Below are 16,423 nucleotides of genomic sequence, written 5' to 3' on the forward strand. Positions count from 1 at the left end.
AGAGCAGCTTTTTATTTACTGATGATGTAATAAACTATGCGTTGTTATCATTTTTTGTTATAATTACACGGTAGGGGCTTCTGAAAGGGGTAGAAAAGTCCATAGGATAGGTCAATTGGTAAATGTGAAAATGATAAGGTCAAGATGGTAACTGCTATACGGCGATGGTCGTTTTGCGAATTAAAATTTTGGAGTTTATGCGATGGCTGGTAGCCTTAATAAAGTTATTTTGATTGGTAATCTTGGTGCAGATCCTGAAATTCGCCGTTTGAACTCTGGTGATCAAGTAGCAAATTTACGTATTGCTACTTCAGAAAGTTGGCGAGATCGTAATACAAATGAGCGAAAAGAACGCACTGAGTGGCATAGTATCGTTATTTTTAATGAAAATCTTGTTAAAGTTGTAGAGCAATATTTAAAAAAAGGCAGCAAAATCTACATTGAAGGTCAGTTACAGACACGAAAATGGCAAGATCAAAATGGGAATGACCGTTATACAACAGAGGTTGTTTTGCAAAAATACCGTGGTGAATTACAAATGCTTGATGGGCGTGGAGCTGCTGGTGGGGAGCAAATGCAAGGAGTAAATCAGACGAGTGGCGGTTATACTAGTGGTGGTTTTGGTGATAGTGGATCAAATAAGAGAAATGCTTTTGATCAAAGCAATAGCCAATTGGGGGAAAGTTTTTCACATAAATTAGATGATGACGTACCTTTTTGAGAAACTTTAAAGTGTGGTATTAGCGTTGTTTTTTTGAATTGTTCCTTTCAGTTTTTTTAGTTTAGCAAAGTTAAGTTCTGTTTATTTTATTTGTGCTTTTTAATAAAATAAACAACATGTTGAGAGTTATTGTTAAATTTTTTCTGTCATGGCAGAGGAATTGGCATTTTGGTGCGTTTTTCGATATAAACAAAACGAAGTGATTCTTTATTGAAAGTCTTAAAGCAGTGACCGATCTTACTCCACACCCAGAACGTGATATACTGACTGGTATTGAGCCAATCAGCATTGTTGATGAAATGCAACGCTCTTATCTCGATTATGCGATGAGCGTGATTGTTTCACGTGCACTTCCGGATGTCCGTGATGGTCTTAAACCTGTTCATCGGCGTATTCTTCATGCCATGAATGAAATGGGGCTTTCTTTTAATAAGTCTTATCGTAAATCTGCCGGTGTTGTCGGTGAAGTTATGGGGAAGTTTCATCCCCATGGTGATGCCTCGATTTACGATGCTTTGGTGCGTATGGCACAGGACTTTTCTTTAAGAAATCCCCTGATTGACGGTCAAGGAAATTTTGGTTCTGTTGATGGTGATCCACCTGCGGCAATGCGTTATACAGAATGTCGTTTGGAAAAAGTTTCGCAAGAGCTTTTAGCTGATATTGATAAAGATACTGTTGATTTTCAGGATAATTACGATGGGCGTGAGCGTGAACCGGTTGTCTTACCAGCGCGTTTCCCTAATCTTTTGGTCAATGGGTCTGGTGGTATTGCTGTAGGAATGGCAACCAATATTCCTCCCCATAATCTTGGTGAAGTCGTTGATGGTTGTATCGCTTTGATTGATAATCCCGATATAACACTTGATAAAATAATTGAAATCATTCCTGGTCCTGATTTTCCCACTGGTGGTATTATCCTTGGTCATTCTGGTGTCCGTTCGGCTTATGAAACAGGGCGTGGCTCAATTATTATGCGTGCTAAGATTGATATTGAAGAAATTCGCAATGGTCGACAGGCAATTATTGTGAGTGAAATACCTTATCAAGTTAATAAAGCAACGATGATTGAAAAAATGGCCGAATTGGTGCGCGATAAGCGTATCGAGGGAATCTCTGATTTGCGTGACGAATCTGACCGTGATGGGTACCGCGTTGTTATTGAGCTTAAGAAAGATGTTGTTGCAGAAGTTATTTTGAACCAATTATATCGTTATACGCCATTGCAAACTTCCTTTGGTTGTAATATGGTTGCATTGAACGGGGGGAAACCTGAACAGATGACGTTGCTTGGTATGCTTCGTGCGTTTGTTTCTTTCCGAGAAGAGGTTGTAAGTCGGCGAACAAAATATCTTTTACGTAAAGCACGTGAGCGTGCACATGTTTTGGTTGGTCTTGCACTTGCAGTTGCTAATATTGATGAAATTATAGTGCTCATTCGTAAAGCTTCTGATCCTCAGACAGCGCGTGCACAATTAATGGAACGGCGCTGGCCCGCTGCTGATGTGGCGTCCTTGATTAAACTTATTGATGATCCTCGTCATATTATTCATGAGGATAGTACTTATAATTTATCTGAAGAACAGGCGCGTGCTATTTTGGAATTGCGCTTGCAAAGGTTAACGGCACTTGGGCGAGATGAAATTGCTGATGAATTGAATAAAATTGGAGTGGATATTGCCGATTATCTTCATATTTTGGCTTCACGTTCACGGATCATGGGTATTGTTAAAGATGAACTGAAAGTTCTTCGTGAAGAGTTTGCAACGCCCAGACGCACTGTATTTGGTTTTGGTAGCGCTGAGATGGATAGCGAAGATCTGATCGCACCAGAAGATATGGTGGTAACGGTTAGTCATAGTGGCTATATTAAGCGTGTTCCTCTCAATACATACCGTGCACAGCGTCGCGGTGGTAAAGGGCGTTCTGGTATGTCTACGAGGGATGAGGATTTTGTAACGCGATTGTTTATAGTTAATACGCATACGCCAGTTCTTTTCTTTTCGTCGCGTGGAATTGTTTACAAGGAAAAGGTTTGGCGTTTGCCTCTTGGTACGCCGCAGTCACGTGGGCGAGCTTTGATTAATTTGCTTCCCTTACAGCAAGGTGAGCGCATAACAACTATTATGCCTTTACCAGAAGATGAAGCGCGTTGGAGTGCATTGGATGTTATGTTTGCAACAACGCGTGGAACTGTACGTCGTAATAAATTATCAGATTTTGTTCAGGTTAATCGTAATGGTAAAATTGCAATGAAACTTGATGAAGAAGGAGATGAAATTCTTTCTGTTGAAACTTGTACAGAACATGATGATGTCGTTCTCACAACGGCGAATGGGCAATGTATTCGTTTTCCAGTGGTTGATGTTCGTGTTTTTGTAGGACGTAATTCGGTGGGGGTACGTGGTATCAATTTGGCTGAGGGTGATAAAGTCATTTCAATGACACTCTTAGAGCATGTTGAAGCCACGTCGGTTGAGCGTTCTGCTTACGTCAAACGTGTGATGAGTGAACGGCGTGCGGTTGGTGGTGATGCTGAAGATATTGCATCTTTTGATGAAGAAGACGCAGGAGCTGAAACAGAATTGACAGATGAGCGCTATGCAGAACTAAATACGCGTGAACAGATGCTTTTAACCGTGAGTGAATTTGGTTATGGAAAACGGTCTTCCTCATATGAGTTCCGGATTTCTGGTCGTGGTGGAAAAGGGATTCGTGGAACAGATCCAACTAAGACAGCTGAAATTGGCAAATTAGTGGCGGCTTTTCCAGTAAAGGCACAAGATCAAATTATGTTAGTGTCAGATGGGGGACAGCTTATTCGCGTGCCTGTTGATGGCATTCGTATAGCTGGTCGTTCGACTAAGGGGGTGACAATTTTCAATACAGCCGAAGGTGAAAGAGTTGTATCGGTTGAGCGTATTTCTGAGTCTGAAGATGATGATAGCCAATTAATTGATGAAGCTGGAGAACATTCTGGTACTATTGATGTAAACGAAGAGAAATAGTTCTAAAGGGCGACGTGAAATGATGAAAATTGCTCTTTATGCGGGTTCCTTCGATCCTCTTACAAATGGTCATTTTGATGTTTTGCGGGGCAGTCTCGTTTTGGCTGATAAAATTGTTGTGGCTATAGGTATACAGGCTAAAAAAACGCCACTTTTTAGTTTTGAAGAGCGTGTTGAGTTAATTACTCAGGTAGGGAAAGACTTATTAAATGTCGGTCCAGACCGGTTACAGGTTATTTCGTTTGATACTCTTTTAATTGATAAAGCTCGTGAAATTGGTGCGTCATTTCTTATTCGTGGGTTACGTGATGGCACTGACCTTGATTATGAGATGCAAATGGCAGGGATGAATGGTATCATGGCTCCTGAATTGCAAACTGTTTTTTTGCCAGCGAGTGTTTCTGGACGCGCAATAACTTCTACATTGGTACGCCAGATTGCTTCTATGGGAGGTGATGTGGCGCCCTTTGTGCCTGAAAATATTGCTAGAGCTTTGCGTTTAAAATTTCAATCTTCAGGAGAGAATGATCGTGTACCTTAGAATTCTTATTGTATTGACATCTATTTTTTGCTTTTTCTCATTGAGTGCTGTAGCTTGTGATTCTAATATTCTTGTTTTATCTCTCGAAAATGGTGATGTGGTTATTCGTCTTCGCCCTGATCTGGCACCAAAACATGTTGCACAGATTAAAAGATTAACGAAGGAAGGTGCTTACAACAATGTTGTATTTCATCGTGTTATTCCAGACTTTATGGCACAAACTGGTGATGTAAAATTTGGAAAAAAGGGCAGTGAGAATTTTGATCCTAAACGCGTTGGTACGGGTGGATCAAATTATCCCAATATATCAGCAGAGTTTTCAAAGCAGCCATTTAAGCGCGGTACAGTTGGGATGGCACGTGCACAAGATCCAAATTCCGCTAATTCTCAATTTTTCATTTGTTTTAGTGATGCTGCTTTTTTAAATGGTCAGTATACGGTTGTTGGAGAGGTTATAAAGGGAATGGATGTTGTTGATAAAATTAAAAAAGGCAGCACAAGTAATAATGGGGCTGTAACAAATCCTGATGTTATTAATGCTGCCACTTTGCAAGTTGATAGATGAGTCAGAGGAGTTTAGCCGTATGGTCGAGATTACAGATTTAGAAAATACCCTAATCCTTGAAACAACGAAGGGCAGGGTTGTTATTGAATTTTTTGCTGATTTAGCACCTAGCCATGTTGCACGTATTAAAGAGCTCGTGCGTGAAGGTGCTTATGATAATGTTATTTTTCATCGTGTTATTGATGGTTTTATGGCGCAAACGGGTGATGTGCAATTTGGAAAGAAGGACGATGAAAAATTCGATTTATCACGTGCCGGTATGGGTGGTTCAGAGAAGCCTAATTTAACAGCAGAGTTTTCAAATCTTTCTCATAAGCGTGGTACAGTTTCTATGGCACGCAGTCAGAATCCAAATTCTGCTAATTCACAGTTTTTTATTTGCTTTGCCGATTCTCCTTGGCTTGATCGTCAGTATTCCATATGGGGGCAGGTTGTTGAAGGTATGGAAAATATCGATAAAATTAAGCGTGGTGAGCCTGTTGTAGAGCCCGATGCAATTATTAAAGCTAAAGTTGCTGCTGATATAAAATAGTATAGTTATATTGAGTTCAATTGTAAGATCGCCAAGTGAAGGGATTCTCCTCTGATTGTTATTTTGATCCAATGAGGGATGATTAATGCAGATTGGATCTGTAAAAGGATTCTACAGCTATGCGCTCATTTTCAATATTAAGCTTTGTAACCTTATTTTTATACAAGTAGAATTTAGTAATTTCAATTGTTTAGTGTAACAGTTTGCATAAAGCATTGTTTATCTTGATGAAAAAATTATTCTGTTTTGTGTCTCTCAAAAGAAGATATGAGAAGACTTCTGATATAGGGAAGATATTAATAAGGATTCTATAAGGTTATCGTGAGCTATAATAGTATTTCATTTTTATTGATATTAATGGTGATGTATTTTTTCTGTCATGCTGTTATCAAAGTATATTTTAGATATTGAGGATAAGAATAAGTAGCTTTTTTCACGTGTAAAAAGGTGGTAAAGATATCCGCTACTGTTTTATATTTTATTGGAAAGTTACTAGACAGCTTTAGAAAACATTTGCACTCCCTATTATTTTTTATCTGTGAAAGTGATATGTATCCAAGGTCATTAGTGTATTTAAGGTTTTCTTTTATCGATGTCAAATTCGCTAGATGTGATTGGTAGTGAAAGTGTGTGGAAATAAGACTGTTTGTGTTGAAAAAACAATTTTGTAGTTATTTAAAGCTTTGGTTAACAAGTGTAGGCATCTCAAGATATTGTGTTCTCAGATATACTTAGTATTTTTATGAAAAGAGATTATCATTTTGGCTATGGTATCTCATAATAGAAAAACTTTATTTATCTCATTTAATTTTTTTATGCTAATTACAATATTTAGCGAATCGAAAATCAATCCGTAAAGTTTATGACGAATCTAGCAAGAAAGGTATAGCTTTTCTTTCTATAGCAATATGAGTTTATGGAATCGAAAAGACGAGAGTGATGATAAAGACGTTTCATTATAGAAAAATTGCTCAAGATGGTTATGCGCGTCGTGGTGAAATTATAACGGGTCGTGGGGGTATTCGTACACCTGCATTTATGCCTGTTGGGACGGCAGGAACCGTTAAAGCTATGTATATGGATCAGATACGTGCTCTTGGTGCAGACATCATTTTGGGCAATACCTATCATTTAATGTTGCGTCCGGGAGCTGAACGCGTTGCGCGTTTAGGAGGACTACATGAATTTTCACGCTGGTTTGGGCCTATTTTAACCGATTCTGGTGGATTTCAGGTTATGTCACTGGCAGGAATTCGTAAAATTACAGAACAAGGTGTGACTTTTCGCTCTTATATTAACGGAGCGTACTATGAAATGAGTCCAGAGCGTTCCATCGAAATTCAAGGGCTTCTTAATGCGGATATCCAGATGCAGCTGGATCAATGTATTGCATTACCTGCAAGTGAAAAAGAAATAGAAGCTGCTATGGAACTTTCTTTGCGGTGGGCACAGCGTTGTAAAACAGCTTTTGGTGATCAGCCAGATAAAGCACTGTTTGGTATTGTTCAAGGCGGTGATAATATGAAACTGCGTGAGCGTTCTACCCAAGCATTAAAAGAGATGGATTTGAAAGGTTATGCTATTGGAGGGCTTGCGGTTGGTGAACCGCAGAGTGTTATGACTGCTGTGTTAGATGCCACGTGCCCGATTTTGCCAGAGGATAAGCCACGTTATCTTATGGGAGTAGGAACACCTGATGATATTTTACAAAGTGTTGCTCGTGGTATTGATATGTTTGATTGTGTTATGCCGACTCGTGCAGGACGTCATGGTTTAGCTTTTACGCGCTTTGGTAGAATTAATTTGCGTAATGCACGTTATGCAGAGGATCCATATCCTCTTGATCCACAATCGCTTTGTCCTGCTACGTATGATTATAGTTGCGCTTATTTGCATCATTTGATCAAATCTGGTGAATCTCTTGGTGGTATGTTGTTGACTTGGAATAATCTCTTTTATTATCAGCAGCTTATGCAAGAAATTCGTGATGCTATTGAAGAAGGATGTTATGCTGATTTTTGTGCTAAAACGCGTTCTTTATGGATGCAAGGACGGTAAGATATTGACCATTGCTTAATTTAATTTTTGGTCAGGAGTTTCTGCTAAAAATAGAAGTGAGAAATATTTTTAAAAAGCATGAACATTGTACTGGCTTAAAAGATGAATACACAATTTAACGGTATATATTTTAACAGTAAAAAGAAACTGTACTCCGGTACGCGCTACCTGATCCGGAGATAAACAGTTTACTTCTGTTTCTTATGACTGTTTAGATCAACAATGTTAATGAGGGGTTAGCGAACTCTTAAAGAAGTATGAAAACTGCATTTTTATAGGGGGGCTTTGTGATTTTTTTTATTTGAGAATGAAGTTTTAACAAAAAGTATTTTTTAAGAGTGGATATGAGTGGTTCTGAAATAAATTCTAGAAAATGCAAACGGTTAATATTTTAAACTGCTAAGCTTATTTTTTCTGGGAACGACATTCTATCAACTTATAGTTCAATTTAAGTTACAGAATATTGCAACTGCCATGCAGTAAAAAACTAATTTTATTATGTTACTATGAAAAAGCGAAAGGCGTTTTTCTTTTCATTGTGGAAGGTGTTTTAATGCTTCATTGGAATTTTTTAGGCATAGATGCAAAAAGGTTCCTAGTTCATTTATGTCATATCACAGATATTTATGATTAAAGTGTCACTCTACAGAAATGATGACAATGAAGAATTCTCATAAAAAAAATATTTTTACATCAGGTATTAATTCTAGTACACGACGTTTTGCAATTTTAGCTCTTGCAGTGGGAAGTTTTTCTATTGGTACTGCAGAGTTTGTTGCAATGGGTTTACAGCCAGAGATGGCACGGAGTTCATCTATTGATATTCCTACAGCTGGTAAATATATTTCTGCTTATGCATTGGGAGTTGTGATTGGAGCACCTCTTTTAGCTGTTACAACAGCTAAATTATCACACAAAACTGTTCTGATCGGATTAATGTTTTTTTATGCGCTGGCAAATATTGCTAGTGCTCTTTTTTCTGATTTTAGCATATTAGTAGCGTTGCGGTTTATCAGTGGTCTACCACATGGTATCTATTTCGGACTTGCAACGATGGTTGCATCTTCAATGGTGAAAATGAATGAACGTTCCCAAGCTGTTGGCTATGTTATGCTTGGTTTAACAATTGCGACGGTTTTGGGAGCTCCAAGTGCAACTTGGATTGGTCAGCTTGTTGGTTGGCAGATTGCTTTTATTCTTGTAGGCGCTATTGCTTTATTATGTTGTTTGCTTATTTGGAAGTTTTTGCCTTCAGGTTTGAATATTTCAAAAACAAGCCCTCTACGCGAACTTGGCGCGTTAAAGCAAAAGCAGGTATGGTTTCTCTTGACAATGGTTGCGGTTGGAACATCAGGTTTATTTTCTGTTTTTACTTATATTAAGTCAACATTAATGCATATTTCTGGTGTTTCGCTTGATTGGGTGCCATTTATTATGCCGTTAGTTGGATTGGGAATGGTGGTAGGTAATCTTTTGGGTCCGAAATTTGCAGTTAAAGTTGGTATTTCACCGATGATATTTTTTTCTATGTTTTGGAGCGCATTTGTTTTTTTTCTCTTTTTCTTTTTATCCCATACTCCATTAACGGCAGCATTAGGATGCTTTCTTGTTGGTACTTCTTTTGCTACTATGCCGTGTATACAGACGAAAATCATGGATGTTTCTCTCCATGGACAGATTTTGGCAGGAGCATTAATGCAATCTGCTTTTAATATTGCCAACGCTCTTGGGGCAGAATCTGGAGCATTGGTTTTGAAGTTGGGGTATAGTTATGAATATACCGCTGTTCTTGGAGGTATTTTAACTTTCTGTGGATTATTGATTTTTTGCTTCTCATGGTATGTAGAAAAGTGTGCTTAACATTTTTTCGTTTGTTTAGTTATTTGATTGTCCTGTTGGGTTTTTAAATATGCTATAGGAAACACGTAGAGCAAATGGAATACCAAGACAAAATAAAAGACCGATGAGTGTCGCAAGAAGAGTTTTGGCTGCTAAAATCATTCCTACTATTCCTCCAGGATTAAAGAGTCCAGCTAAATTGGTGATTGTTCCTGCAAGTGTTGCGCTTAATGCGGCTGAAAACAGTTGTACTGAGGTAAGAGATTCGCTGGCGCGTAGAGCATCCTCATTGTTTGCACATTGCAAAATTCGTTTTAATAAATGCGGCCATGCTATGCCAGCGCTAATTCCAATAGCAAACAATGCTAAGCAAATGATAAAAATATGTTCAGATGTGGAATCTTTTGTGGGAATAAGCCATAAAAGACCGCTTATGCCGAAAAGGCTTAATATAGGAGAATATACAATAACGCTGCGAACTTTTTTTTCGGATACACCAGCACTGGATAAGGAACCGCATGTCCAACCCAAGCTCATAAGTGACGCTATATAACCGGCAATAAGTGGGGTTTGTCCATGAAGCTCTTGAAGAAAAAGTGGAAAATAAAGCTCTATACTGTAGACTACTATTGTCATAATGAGTATCAATGCATAAACAGGAAAAAATTCAGAGGAGAAGGAAAAAGCGTTGCGTGGTAACATAGGATGAAACGTAGATGATTCGATTTTTGCTAAAACAAAGAGAAGACTCAATCCGATAAATAGCCCACAGATTTTTTCAATTGTAGTATCCATAGCTCCTCCAGCAGAAATAATAAAAATCAATAAAATGACTGTGAAGAGTTGTGTAATGGGGAGTCGGGGTGTTAGAATAAGGTTTTCATTTTCTTTTGGTAAAGTTTTAAGGGCTATGAGTGAGAAAATTATTGCTAATACGCCAATGATCCAAAAGGATGCTCTCCATATGCCATAGTATACAGAAATGCCACCGATAGCTGGCCCTAATAGGGTTGATATTCCCCACATTCCAGAGATAATACTCAATGCATGCGACCAAATAGATGGGTTGAAAACAATACGTACCATAGAATAGGATAGGGATAGTAAGGAACCGCTTCCAAATCCTTGAACAAAGCGTCCTATCAAAAATAACGGCATAGCTGAAGCCATGCTGCACATAAAGGTCCCAACGGCAAAGATAAGTCCAGACATAACATAAGCATTGCGAGGACCTATTTTTCCTAATATTTTTGTTGCAAGCGAAGTACCAAGAAGTGATGCTGTAATAAAAACAGTCGCCACCCAAGAGTAATAAAACTCACCGCCAATATCGCTCATAAGAGAAGGCAAAATAGTAATAACAATGTAAACGTTGGTGGCATGCAACACAACGCCGCCTATAAACGTTAAAAAGCGGATAGCATTCTTATCCAATAAAAGCACAGACCAGCTTTGTTTTTCCACTGTTTTTGCTATTTAGTAAAATGGTCGACCTCTTTATATTTATAAGGCAGTTATTTGAATTTGCCAAGAGAAGATTCAAAGCTCTCCTTTCGCAGAGCTTTGGAATTTAAATTAAGTTACAACTTAGTTGCTCATTGCTTTTTTAAGATTTTCATCAATTTTATCAAGGAATCCTGTTGTAGAAAGCCATTTTTGTTGAGGTCCAATCAAAAGTGCAAGGTCTTTGGTCATAAAACCTTCTTCAACGGTTTCAATACAAACTTTTTCTAATGTTATAGCAAAGTTTTTTAATTTCTCATTGTTATCTAGTTTTGCACGATGCGCCAGTCCACGTGTCCATGCAAAAATGGAGGCAATAGAATTTGTTGATGTCTCTTCACCTCTTTGATGCTGACGGTAATGGCGTGTTACTGTACCATGTGCAGCTTCTGCTTCAACAATTTTACCATCTGGTGTCATGAGAACAGAAGTCATGAGACCAAGGGAACCAAAGCCTTGAGCAATAATATCAGATTGAACATCACCATCATAGTTTTTACATGCCCACACGTAGCCACCTGACCACTTAAGCGCAGAAGCAACCATATCATCAATTAAGCGATGTTCGTAATATAATTTACGATTTTCAAATTCAGCTTTAAATTCTGTGTCAAATATTTCTTGAAAAATGTCTTTAAAACGGCCATCATAAGCTTTCAGTATGGTGTTTTTTGTTGAAAGATAAACTGGGAGATTCCGTTGTAATCCGTAATTAAAAGATGCTTTGGCAAAGTCACGAATTGATTCATCAAGGTTATACATAGCCATGGCGATGCCTGAACTTGGGGCATCAAAAACGTCGTGTTCAATAATTTGATTGTTATTACCTACAAATTTAATACTTAATTTTCCTTTGCTAGGAAATTTGAAATCTGTTGCTTTGTATTGATCACCAAAAGCATGACGTCCAATAATAATTGGTTTTGTCCAGTTAGGAACGAGGCGTGGAACATTTTTGCAGATAATAGGTTCACGAAAAATGACTCCTCCCAAAATATTGCGAATTGTACCATTTGGTGATTTCCACATTTTTTTTAGATTAAATTCTTTAACCCGTGCTTCATCTGGCGTGATGGTTGCACATTTTATACCAACTCCATACTCTTTAATAGCATTGGCAGAATCGATAGTTATCTGATCATTTGTTATATCTCGATTTTCGACAGAAAGATCATAATATTTGAGATCAATATTGAGATAGGGATGAATTAATTTGTCTTTGATATATTTCCAGATGATACGGGTCATTTCATCCCCATCAATTTCAACAACGGGGTTTTCCACTTTGATCTTTATCATTAGAAGTCCTTTTTGTTTAAGTGATATTATTTTTTATAACACTTTCAAGTTTATTATGAAAAGTAAAAACAGGGATGATAGAGGAATATGCAAATAAGATATCGATGATATATTATGCCAACATATTTATTTATAATGATAATTCACTGTTTTATATATTGAATTAGAGACCCGAATATCCTAAGATTCTCTCATTTCAAATCTCTTTATGTTGCATTAATCAAAGCCATTTGCCTCCACGTTATAAGTGGGATTGGCGTGTGGATAAAAATTGTCAAGAAAGGAGTAAAATGCTTCTTATGAATCGTCTTAATGCAAGAGCTGTTGCAACATTGGGAGCTGGAAAATATAATGATGGTGCCGGCTTGCTTCTTCATAAGTGTAAAGACGGGGGGCTCAATGGATTTACGGTTATACCATTCATGAGCGCTGCTGTGAAATAGGTTTGGGTACCTTGAGAGATGTCTTTTTAAAACAAGCTCGTGAACTATGTAACCCAATATCGTTCTGTTGTACTGAAGGGCCGTGCCCCCATTAAAGAACGCAATAAACAAAAGCGTGAAGCAATGCGTAATCTCCATTATTTAAAAGACATTATTCTAGACATTTTTGAAAGTCGGAAAGCCGAACTCAAGAAAGATGGTAAAATGGATTCTGGTTTTCACCTTTACAATTTTATATTCTCCCCCAATTAGGCTGTCTGTCCGTTTCAAAAATAAATCAAACAGATATATGCAATGCTCTTATCCCCATCTGGCATACAAAAGCTAAGACGGCAGAAAAAGCACGCGCTCTCTTAGGCAAACAATTCCATAAAACACAAAACTTACTTGCAATGGATTGGAGAGAGGTTCCAACTTTTTATTAAACGCTTTGCCAAACAACAGCTATAACACAATTGGATTTGCGCCTACTTATTCTTACAGCTGTTCGTACATATCCTTTGCGTCATATTCATAAAGATCAAATTGATGAGGATATATGGATAATCTCTGCTGAAAATATAAAAGGAAGGAGTGACGTTACAACAGAATTTTGTGTGCCCTTATCAACAGAAGTGTTAGAAATTCTAAAACAAGCACGCCTGCTCTCTCACAATGATTTTTTTCTGTAACCGGTTATGGTTCTCTTGGTGAAAGTAATATGGCAAGGTATATGCAACAGACTGGATTAAACGCATACCTGCATGGGATTTTCTCTAGTTTACGCAATTGGTTAGCAGAAACAACCGATGCCCTTATGAGATTGCTAAAACAATTCTAAAATATACGGTAGGTGCTAAAGTAGAGCGTGCCTATCGTCGTACAGACTATCTAGAACAGCTCGTGTCCTTATTGTAGTTTGACAGTAGGTCTTGCACTAAGTGGGAAGAGGTGTGATTAGTTAGGAACAGGTGGTAATTCGTTGTTTTTATGCGTATGCTTTTTTACTATTAAATGCGCGTAAGTCCGGTATGGAACAAGCAGGGGAGGACTTGGCCAATTGGATTGTCGATGGCTTTATGGCACCCATCATAAAGTTGAGTGATTTTTTTAAATCTTTGCCAAGCCGCATCAGAGAATGGATTGGCAGCGTTGATTTATCCGACCTGTTTCATTTACCCAGTTGGCTTGGGGGCAAAACAGCCATTCAACCCATAGCACAATTTGCGGGTGCTGGTCATGCAAATCCATCTGGTCCAGAGCAAAGAGAGAAAGACCGCTCTCCCACCACCCACAATCAAAATGTCACAGTGCATATCAATGGTGCCCGTGATCCCGTTGCTACCGGTCGTGCGGTAAGTCACGCTTTGCAACGTGCACGCGCCAATGCCCTGCATGGGGGAACAGAATGAGAGCGGGGAGTGAATAATGGCAGAAACAGAATGAGGGGAGGGAGCCTATGAGAGATCCTTTGATGATGTTAGGTCCGCATCAATTTTATGTGGACTGGCTGAATTTCCAATCCTTTGAAGAAGAGTTTTCTGCCTCATGGGTTCCTATGGAGCGTTTTGGCAAGGCACCCAGTTTGCAATTTACCGGCTATGGCAATGACCCCAAAACCATTCATGGAGTGTTGTTTCCAGAAGAATTTGGTGATCGTATAGCTATTGATGCCATCACCAGAACTATTCGTGCCGCAAAGCCGGTTCAGATGCTGCGTTGGATCAATGATACGACCTATAGTGCCATTCTCCATGGCCCGGTGGTGATCACCAGCATCAGTCAAGATCACGACTTTATCGCCCGCTCTGGTCAATCCCAGCGCATTCGCTATTCCATCAGTCTTTTGCCTTTTTTTAATGGGGGAAAACCGCAAGGATATATGCAATGAAGATACCAGAAAAGCGCGTTGTTGTAGAGCTAGAGGATATGAGCTTAGACCTGATCTGCTTTCAACATGCCATGGCTGTGTTAAGGGAGCACATCCAAGTTGGAGCTGTAAGCGGCTACTTAGAATCTACCTTGGAAGCCAATCCAGAGATTGCTAAATATGGTGCTCTTTTGCCGCGGGGCTTAACCGTTCTCTTGCCTGAATTTGCACTTCACAATCCCCAAAGCATGGTGAAGCGGCTATGGGATTAATGCGCACACACCCTTTTATTGTGGTCAAAGTGGGAGACAAACCTGTTCATGAGGTTTTTTACCAGCGTCTTTTAACGGCAACCATCACAGATCATGCCGGCAATGAAGCTGATAGCTTTGAAGCAGAGTTTGACGATAGTGGCAATGATTTAGAGGTTCCGCAAAGCAACAGTGCACTGCAAGTGATCTTTGGCTATGAGAACAGCATCAGTGCTTCTATGGGGCGTTTTGTTGTCGAATCGGTGATCAGTTCCGGTGGCAGTGAGGGAGAGATATTGCGCCTTTGTGGCAAAAGTGCTTCGATGCGTAAAGAACTCAAAGAACAAACAAGCGAACATTTTGACCACAAAACTGTTGGCGAGATTGTTGAGACACTCGCCAAACGCCATGGCTATCAAGCAAAGATTAGTCCTCAGTTCACTCAACAAACTTTGCCTTATGTGATTCGTACAGATCAATCGGCTGTTGATTTTTTAACCCGCCTTGCTGACCGCATGCAGGCGCGTTTTTTAATCAAGGATAATAAGTTTTTATTTTTAAGCGGAGAGAATTTACCAGCCCTCGACATCCATAAACATGACTGTTCCAGCTGGGAATTTACCCTTGAGCCGCGCACGCAATATGGCAGCATTGAAGCTTTTTATTTTGACCGCTCCCAAGGGCAGCAATGCCAAGTAAAACACCAGACAGGTTTTAGCGGTCCCATGCACCGCTTGCGCAATTGCTACACCTGTGAGGAAGAAGCTCTGGCTGCTGCTGCCTCAGAATCAGACCGATTATGCCGTGCTGTAGGCAGTGGTTCTTTGTCCCTTGCGGGGCGTCCAGAAATCATGGCCGACCAACCTCTTTTATTGCAAGGGTTTCGCGGCGAAATCAATGGACCATGGAAAGCCGCAACCGTTACCCACCGCTATGACAAGCAAAGCGGTTACACAACAGAAATCACCCTCGAAGCTCCAAACAAGGGAAAGAAAAGCAACAAAGAATAGAAGTTGGTGGAAACAGATCACCAAAGGGGCAAGTTCAACCTTCGATTGGTTGTGAAGCACTCTTAGATTCAAAGTGTAAAGTTTGCACTTTTTAGGAGAAGAGAAAAATATGCATTAAAGGCTCTTTAAATACCCTTTGAAAGACCTTTGAAGACCCTTTGAGAACCCCTAAAAAAACTTTTGAAAAAAAATAAATTGGTACAAAACCTAGTGGCAAAATATACAAAACCTGCCGTCAAGCTACATACACAATAAGTTGTTGGCAAGATAAAATTGAATGGTGGGTGATGAGGGGATCGAACCCACGACCCGCTGATTAAGAGTCAGCTGCTCTACCGACTGAGCTAATCACCCATGTTTCTCAAAAGATAAGAATGAGCGGTTCTATAACGCTCTTAAGCAAGGATGTCTAGATGATTTTATTTTTTTGTGTGAAAATGGTAAAGTCCATAATTTAATTGGCTGTATGATTAAAAATATGATAGCCCTCTTGATCTTATATAAGAATAAACCCATTATAGTAGAATCTATAAATAAGTGTTCTGATCGTTATGTGGGACTATAGTTGGAGGATCGTCGAGCGTAATGCCCGAGAAAAATTCAGAAGGGCCTTCTTGTGGTTATAGGCAGTTTGGACCATCGTTCTGTTTTATAAATTTTATCGATAATCGTATGCATTTAGGGAATATTTTGCTGTTGTTTGCTTTGAGCGTAATCTTTTTGCGTTTAATGTTTTTAAACAATTGTGCGAATGAAAGCTCATGAATTTGTTTTGTCAATTGTGCGCTTTTAAATTTTTAAAGA

The 16,423-nt window shown here is 39.1% G+C and carries 13 protein-coding genes, 1 tRNA gene and 1 pseudogene; 12 read left to right on the plus strand and 3 right to left on the minus strand.

All coding sequences use genetic code 11. The annotated features are described in order from the left end of the window. The first annotated feature begins 202 nt into the window (after positions 1 to 202). The 7 genes from ssb to MCO_RS03565 all read left to right on the plus strand — a co-directional run bounded on the left by ssb (position 203) and on the right by MCO_RS03565 (position 9,285). Positions 203 to 721, plus strand: a complete 519-nt coding sequence (ssb, locus tag MCO_RS03535; RefSeq protein ID WP_007552652.1) for a single-stranded DNA-binding protein — start codon at positions 203 to 205, stop codon at positions 719 to 721. Positions 722 to 948: 227 nt separating this feature from the next. Further along, positions 949 to 3,729, plus strand: a complete 2,781-nt coding sequence (gyrA, locus tag MCO_RS03540; RefSeq protein WP_007552653.1) for a DNA gyrase subunit A — start codon at positions 949 to 951, stop codon at positions 3,727 to 3,729. A 22-nt stretch (positions 3,730 to 3,751) separates the two neighbouring features. Then, positions 3,752 to 4,270, plus strand: coding sequence for a pantetheine-phosphate adenylyltransferase (gene coaD, locus MCO_RS03545; RefSeq protein ID WP_040298777.1), 519 nt, complete (start codon positions 3,752 to 3,754; stop codon positions 4,268 to 4,270). Next, positions 4,260 to 4,835 (plus strand): peptidylprolyl isomerase, encoded by a 576-nt coding sequence (locus tag MCO_RS03550; RefSeq protein WP_007552656.1) that lies wholly within the window; start codon positions 4,260 to 4,262, stop codon positions 4,833 to 4,835. The genes coaD and MCO_RS03550 overlap by 11 nt, the downstream gene beginning before the upstream one ends. A 19-nt stretch (positions 4,836 to 4,854) precedes the next feature. Then, positions 4,855 to 5,367: a peptidylprolyl isomerase gene (locus tag MCO_RS03555; protein ID WP_007552657.1), complete on the plus strand. Its 513-nt coding sequence runs from the start codon at positions 4,855 to 4,857 to the stop codon at positions 5,365 to 5,367. A 939-nt stretch (positions 5,368 to 6,306) separates the two neighbouring features. After that, positions 6,307 to 7,425: a tRNA guanosine(34) transglycosylase Tgt gene (tgt, locus tag MCO_RS03560; RefSeq protein ID WP_007552659.1), complete on the plus strand. Its 1,119-nt coding sequence runs from the start codon at positions 6,307 to 6,309 to the stop codon at positions 7,423 to 7,425. Between the two features lie 651 nt (positions 7,426 to 8,076). Then, entirely contained in the window at positions 8,077 to 9,285 is a 1,209-nt protein-coding gene (locus MCO_RS03565) for an MFS transporter (protein ID WP_007552660.1), read from the plus strand. A 15-nt stretch (positions 9,286 to 9,300) separates the two neighbouring features. Here the strand turns inward: MCO_RS03565 and MCO_RS03570 are convergent, their stop codons facing one another. Both MCO_RS03570 and MCO_RS03575 read right to left on the minus strand, forming a co-directional pair. Next, complete coding sequence (locus tag MCO_RS03570; protein ID WP_007552661.1) at positions 9,301 to 10,728, minus strand: MFS transporter; 1,428 nt, start codon at positions 10,726 to 10,728, stop codon at positions 9,301 to 9,303. 123 nt (positions 10,729 to 10,851) lie between these two features. Further along, on the minus strand, positions 10,852 to 12,066 hold the full coding sequence (locus tag MCO_RS03575) for an NADP-dependent isocitrate dehydrogenase (RefSeq protein WP_007552662.1): 1,215 nt from the start codon (positions 12,064 to 12,066) through the stop codon (positions 10,852 to 10,854). Positions 12,067 to 12,356: 290 nt separating this feature from the next. Here MCO_RS03575 and MCO_RS03580 point away from each other — a divergent pair. From MCO_RS03580 to MCO_RS03600, 5 genes and pseudogenes are all read left to right on the plus strand, one after another. Next, positions 12,357 to 13,406: pseudogene (locus MCO_RS03580) on the plus strand (tyrosine-type recombinase/integrase). Positions 13,407 to 13,459: 53 nt separating this feature from the next. Beyond that, positions 13,460 to 13,900, plus strand: coding sequence for a hypothetical protein (locus MCO_RS03585; RefSeq protein WP_007552665.1), 441 nt, complete (start codon positions 13,460 to 13,462; stop codon positions 13,898 to 13,900). 47 nt (positions 13,901 to 13,947) lie between these two features. Next, positions 13,948 to 14,379 carry a phage tail protein gene (locus MCO_RS03590; RefSeq protein ID WP_007552667.1) on the plus strand — a complete coding sequence of 144 codons (432 nt, stop codon included), beginning with the start codon at positions 13,948 to 13,950 and terminating at the stop codon, positions 14,377 to 14,379. Beyond that, a complete protein-coding gene (locus MCO_RS03595) occupies positions 14,376 to 14,630 on the plus strand; it encodes a tail protein X (RefSeq protein ID WP_007552669.1) in 255 nt (84 codons plus the stop codon). Before MCO_RS03590 ends, MCO_RS03595 begins: the two co-directional genes overlap by 4 nt. Next, positions 14,630 to 15,619 carry a phage late control D family protein gene (locus MCO_RS03600; RefSeq protein ID WP_007552670.1) on the plus strand — a complete coding sequence of 330 codons (990 nt, stop codon included), beginning with the start codon at positions 14,630 to 14,632 and terminating at the stop codon, positions 15,617 to 15,619. Before MCO_RS03595 ends, MCO_RS03600 begins: the two co-directional genes overlap by 1 nt. Before the next feature lie 278 nt (positions 15,620 to 15,897). Here MCO_RS03600 and MCO_RS03605 read toward each other — a convergent pair. Beyond that, positions 15,898 to 15,973: transfer RNA gene (locus MCO_RS03605), tRNA-Lys, on the minus strand. Positions 15,974 to 16,423 lie beyond the last annotated feature (450 nt).

The organism is Bartonella sp. DB5-6 (assembly GCF_000278115.1).
GTDB lineage: Bacteria > Pseudomonadota > Alphaproteobacteria > Rhizobiales > Rhizobiaceae > Bartonella > Bartonella refiksaydamii.